Source organism: Novosphingobium organovorum (genome assembly GCF_022832435.1).
In the GTDB taxonomy this organism is placed as follows: Bacteria; Pseudomonadota; Alphaproteobacteria; order Sphingomonadales; family Sphingomonadaceae; genus Novosphingobium; species Novosphingobium organovorum.
In genome coordinates this window covers 1-4453 of the sequence record NZ_JALHLF010000134.1, presented here as the reverse complement: position 1 = coordinate 4453, position 4453 = coordinate 1, and the positions used below count along the sequence as shown (strand labels likewise).

The following is a 4453-nucleotide window of genomic DNA, read 5'->3' as shown; positions in this document are numbered from 1 at the left end:
CCCCCCCCCCCCCCCCCCCGCGAGGCGCTCGACCCGGTTGTCCTGCGGATCGGTCCGTACGCCGCCAGTCATGGCGCCGCCCGATGCGATCGGGGCATTGCGTCAGCATGGCGATGGCCGCAGGCCGGAGCGAGGGTTGGCCCGATCCGCCTGTCCAAAGGTTTGTCTTGATTGATTTTTTCATCTGAAGGGCAAGTCCCTCGGATGGGCGAAGCCGCCGATGGCGCAAAATCCTGGGTCCCTGGCGGGAAACCGGCGTGCGGTTTGTCGTAAAAGCCTCTGCAGGGTAGAACAGAGCGCCGATAGTCGTCGCTATTCGAACTTGAAAGATGGTTCAAATTTTCAGATCGGCCATCATTTCGTCTATTCTGATATAATTTTTATGTATTTTATGTTTTTATAGTAAGCGACCGCGAAGGTTGGCGGGGTATTTGAATTTCAAATAGCATGCTTTGGTCTTGACGTAAATCAATAGTGCTGGTGTTTGCATATTTTTACTTCTTCGGGTGGGGTAAATGAAAAGCGCCCCGATGCTGCAGGGCATCGGGGCGCTTTTCGCAAGAGGGCCATGCGGCCGACGTTAGAGCATTTTCCAGTCAGGTGGAATCACCTGACGGTTCAGAAAATGCGTCAAAACAAAAGTCTAGAGCGGTAGATCTGATGCAATCGGATCGAAAACCGCTCTAGGCGGGCGGAGCCGCTCTCAAAACTCGCCTGAAGGCGCCTGTTGAGCCGGGCTATCAAGGAGCCTTGGCGTAAGTCGCCATGATGTCGCGGCGCAGCGCCGCGCCGCTGTCCGAGCGCGAATAGAACATGTGCCCGCCGGGGTAGCGGTGCAGATGGACGCGATCGTCCTGGCCGAACGTCGGCATCTGGTCGATGATCAGCTCGGACGTGAAGTAGGGGCACGACAGGTCGTCCCAGCCGTGCACGATGTCGACCGTCATCTTGGGGTCGATCGAGATCGCCTTGCGCAAGTCGGTGACCGGGCTGTCGGTGTTGTCGCGATCCCAGGCTGCGTTCACCGCGAAGGACAGCGCGTTGTAGCGCGCGTCGATCTTCCAGCCGACCTGGCGCGTCACGAAGTCTACCATGGCCGAGGTGGTGGGGGCGATCAGCGTGGTCAGCAGCGGGTCGGAGTAGCGCTGGTCGGCGCTCGCCGGGAAGGGGTCGTAGGCGGTGTAGTTCGAATCGTAGATTGACCCGACCAGACCTTGCGAACGGTGGATTTCACGCAAGTACGTCTCGATGTCGACGCGCCCGTTCATGCGCCGAACGAGCGCGGGGTCGAGCCCGGTGAATTCGGCAACCTTGGCCGAAAGGCGGTCGGTCGCTTCCTTGTTCTTGGGACCGGCAAGGAAGTCGGCGACGAACTGGGTGCGCAGGTACTGTTCGATCGGACCCATCGTGGTCTCGTTGAGCGGCAGGCCTTCGCGCTCGAGATGGCCTGCGGCCATGGCCGGGTAGTTGATCATCCAGGGCAGCGGCGAAAGCGCGGTCTCATCCCCGATCGCGGCCGGGTCGAGATAGGGCGAGACCAGCGTCATGCCGTTGATGCCGACGCCAATCTGGGTCTGCAGGTAGTAGGCGAGGCGCGGCAGGCGGTAGCCGCCATAGCTTTCACCCGCGAGGTACTTGGGGCTCGACAGGCGGCCTTCCTTGACCAGCCAGTCGTAGATCACGCGGCTGAGGTAGTGGATGTCGGCATCGGCGCTGTAGAATTCCTTCTTGGTCGTCTCCTCGTCGGTGCGCGTGCGCGAGAAGCCGGTGCCGATCGGATCGATGAAGACCAGATCGGTGAAGTCGAGCCAGGAGTTGGGATTGTCGCGCAGCACGGCGGGGTCGCTCGGCGAATCGCCCTGGGCGCCAAAGGCCACGCGCTTGGGGCCGATCGCGCCCAGGTTCAGATAAACCGACGAGGCGCCCGGGCCACCGTTGAGCGCGAAGGTCACCGGCCGGTGTTCGGCGCTGGCGCCGGGGACGGTGTAGGCGGTGTAGACCACTTCGCCGATCAGCTTGCCCTTGGCGTCCTTGACCGGGATCGTGCCGACGGTGGCGGTGTACTTGACCAGCTTGCCGCCGATCGTGGCGGTCTGGGTGATCGACTTGTCCGCGGGCAGCGGGGCGAGCGCATCGTCGGGCGCGCTCTTGTCCTTGCCGGCATCCTGGCCGGTGTCCTTGGCCCCGGCTTTGGCCGGAGCGTCGGCCGCATGAAGGGCCGGGCCGCTGGCGCTCGCCAGCAGGAGCGCCGCGAAGGCTGCCCGAGTGATGTATCGCATGTGAAAAGTACCTCGCTTGCCGGGATGGGGGTGGCAAGCGAGGTACTCTATCGTGTCGCATCGCAGCGACAAGGCCCTGCCATGTCGAAGGTTACCAGGGCAGGGATTTTTGTTGTGGGTTAGGGCAACATTGTTCCGGTTTCGATGAAGCGCTGGTGCCAGGACAGCGCTTCGGAAGTGATCATCGGGCTGTAGCCGCCAAAGCTGGTCGCCTCGGCGCGCTCGAGATAGTCGAGCAGCATGGCCTGGAAGTCGGGATGCGCGCAGTTGGCGATGATCGTGCGGGCGCGCTGGCGCGGGGTGAGCCCGCGCAGATCGGCCAGGCCCTGCTCGGTGACCAGCACCTGCACGTCCTGCTCGATATGGTCGACGTGTGAAACGCGCGGGACGATCGAGCTGATCGCGCCGCCCTTGGCGGTCGACGGGCTCATGAACACCGAGACGTAGCCGTTGCGCGCGAAGTCGCCCGACCCGCCGATGCCGTTCTGCATGCGCGAGCCCATGATCCGGGTCGAGTTGACCGCGCCGTAGATGTCGGCCTCGATCATCCCGTTCATCGCGATGCAGCCCAGGCGGCGGACCACTTCGGGGTTGTTCGAAATGTCCTGCTGGCGCAGGATCATCTTGTCGCGGTAGCGCGCCATGTCCGCGTTGACCCGCGCCGCGCCTTCGGGGCTGAGCGAGAAAGCGGTGGCGCTGGCCATGACCAGGCGGCCCGAGTCGAGCAGGTCGACCATGCCGTCCTGGATCACCTCGGTATAGGCCATCATGTCGTGGAACGGCCCGTCGACGAGCCCGGTAAGCACCGCGTTGGCGATGTTGCCCACGCCCGACTGGATCGGCAGCAGCGATTCGGGCAGGCGGCCCATCTTCACTTCATGCGCCAGGAAATCGAGCAGGTGCCCGGCAATGGCGAGCGCGCTGTCGTCGGCCGGCGAGAACGGGGCGTTGCGGTCGGGCGCGTCGGTCTCCACTACCGCGACGACCTTGGCCGGATCGACCCGCAGGTGCGGCTGGCCGATGCGCTGGTCGGCACGCACCAGGGGGATCGGCACGCGGTAGGGGGGCAGCGCCATGCCATAGTAGACATCGTGCATGCCTTCCAGGTCCGCGCTCTGCCAGGAATTGACCTCGAGGATGACCTTGTCGGCGAGTTCGAGCCAGGCCTTGTTGTTGCCCACCGAAGAGGAGGGCACCAGGTTGCCGTTCTCGTGGATCGCGGTCACTTCGACGACCGCGACGTCCATCTTGCCCAGCACGCCTTCCCACGCGATCGGCGCAAGCTGCGAGAGGTGCATGTCGAGATAGTCGATCTTGCCCGCGTTGATCGCGTTGCGCGCAATCGGATCGGTGTTGAAGGGCATGCGCCGGGCAATGGCGTCCGCTTTGGCGAGGACCCCGTCAAGTTCCGGCCCGGTCGAGGCGCCGGTCAGCAGATCGATGCGGAATTCGCGTCCGGCGGTGTGCTCGGCCTCGGCCCTTTCGGCCAGCGCCTGGGGCACGGCCTTGGGGTATCCCGAACCGGTAAAACCGCTCATCCCCACGATGTTGCCGTGGCCGATCAGGCTCGCAGCGTCGTGGGCCGACATGATTTTCGAACGCAGGGCATTGTTACGAATGCGCATGGCCTCTCCTTGTCCACCTTCGGATCGCTCGTTTGCTCCGTGTGGGGCGAAAGAACAGTGCAAAGCGTAGTTTTTTGTGTGCATAATTTGCAATAAATGAGGGTGAATCCGCTGTCTTTCTGCGGAATTCAGCGCTGTACGGCCTCAAGGATCGCGCGCGCGATCGCCGCCAGTTCGCTCTCGCGATTGACCGCGCATTTGACGAAAATCGTGCGCAGCTGGCTGTTCACCGTCTGCGGGCTGACACTTCGCAAAATCGCGATATCGCGGCGCGAAAGGCCATGCGCGATCAGCGCGGTGACCACGCCCTCGGTCAGCGTGAGGTCGAGCGCGGTGGCGAGTTTGGCGCCCATGGCCTCCGCGCTGGCCGTGTCGATGGCCTGGGGGGACTGCCCGGCGTGGGCGAGCAGCGGGCGCAGCGTCAGGATCGCCCGCGCGCCGAGCCCGAGTTGCCAGGGTGGCAGCGGCAGCGGGCGCACGTCGATCAGCAGGTAGCCGCCGGGATGGCGCAGCCACAGGTCGGCCGGGCCGGGGTCGAGGCCCGAGAGC

At 64.0% G+C, this 4453-nt stretch carries 3 protein-coding genes; all 3 read right to left on the bottom strand.

What is annotated here, in order from left to right; genetic code table 11:
* Window positions 1-740 precede the first annotated feature (740 nt).
* Window positions 741-2279, bottom strand: a complete 1539-nt coding sequence (locus tag MTR62_RS18745; protein ID WP_244023809.1) for a S10 family peptidase — start codon at window positions 2277-2279, stop codon at window positions 741-743.
* Window positions 2280-2398: 119 nt separating this feature from the next.
* Window positions 2399-3904 carry an acetyl-CoA hydrolase/transferase family protein gene (locus tag MTR62_RS18740; protein ID WP_244023807.1) on the bottom strand — a complete coding sequence of 502 codons (1506 nt, stop codon included), beginning with the start codon at window positions 3902-3904 and terminating at the stop codon, window positions 2399-2401.
* Between the two features lie 128 nt (window positions 3905-4032).
* Window positions 4033-4453, bottom strand: a 421-nt coding sequence (locus MTR62_RS18735; protein ID WP_244023805.1) for a helix-turn-helix transcriptional regulator, incomplete at its 5' end; no start/stop codon positions are given.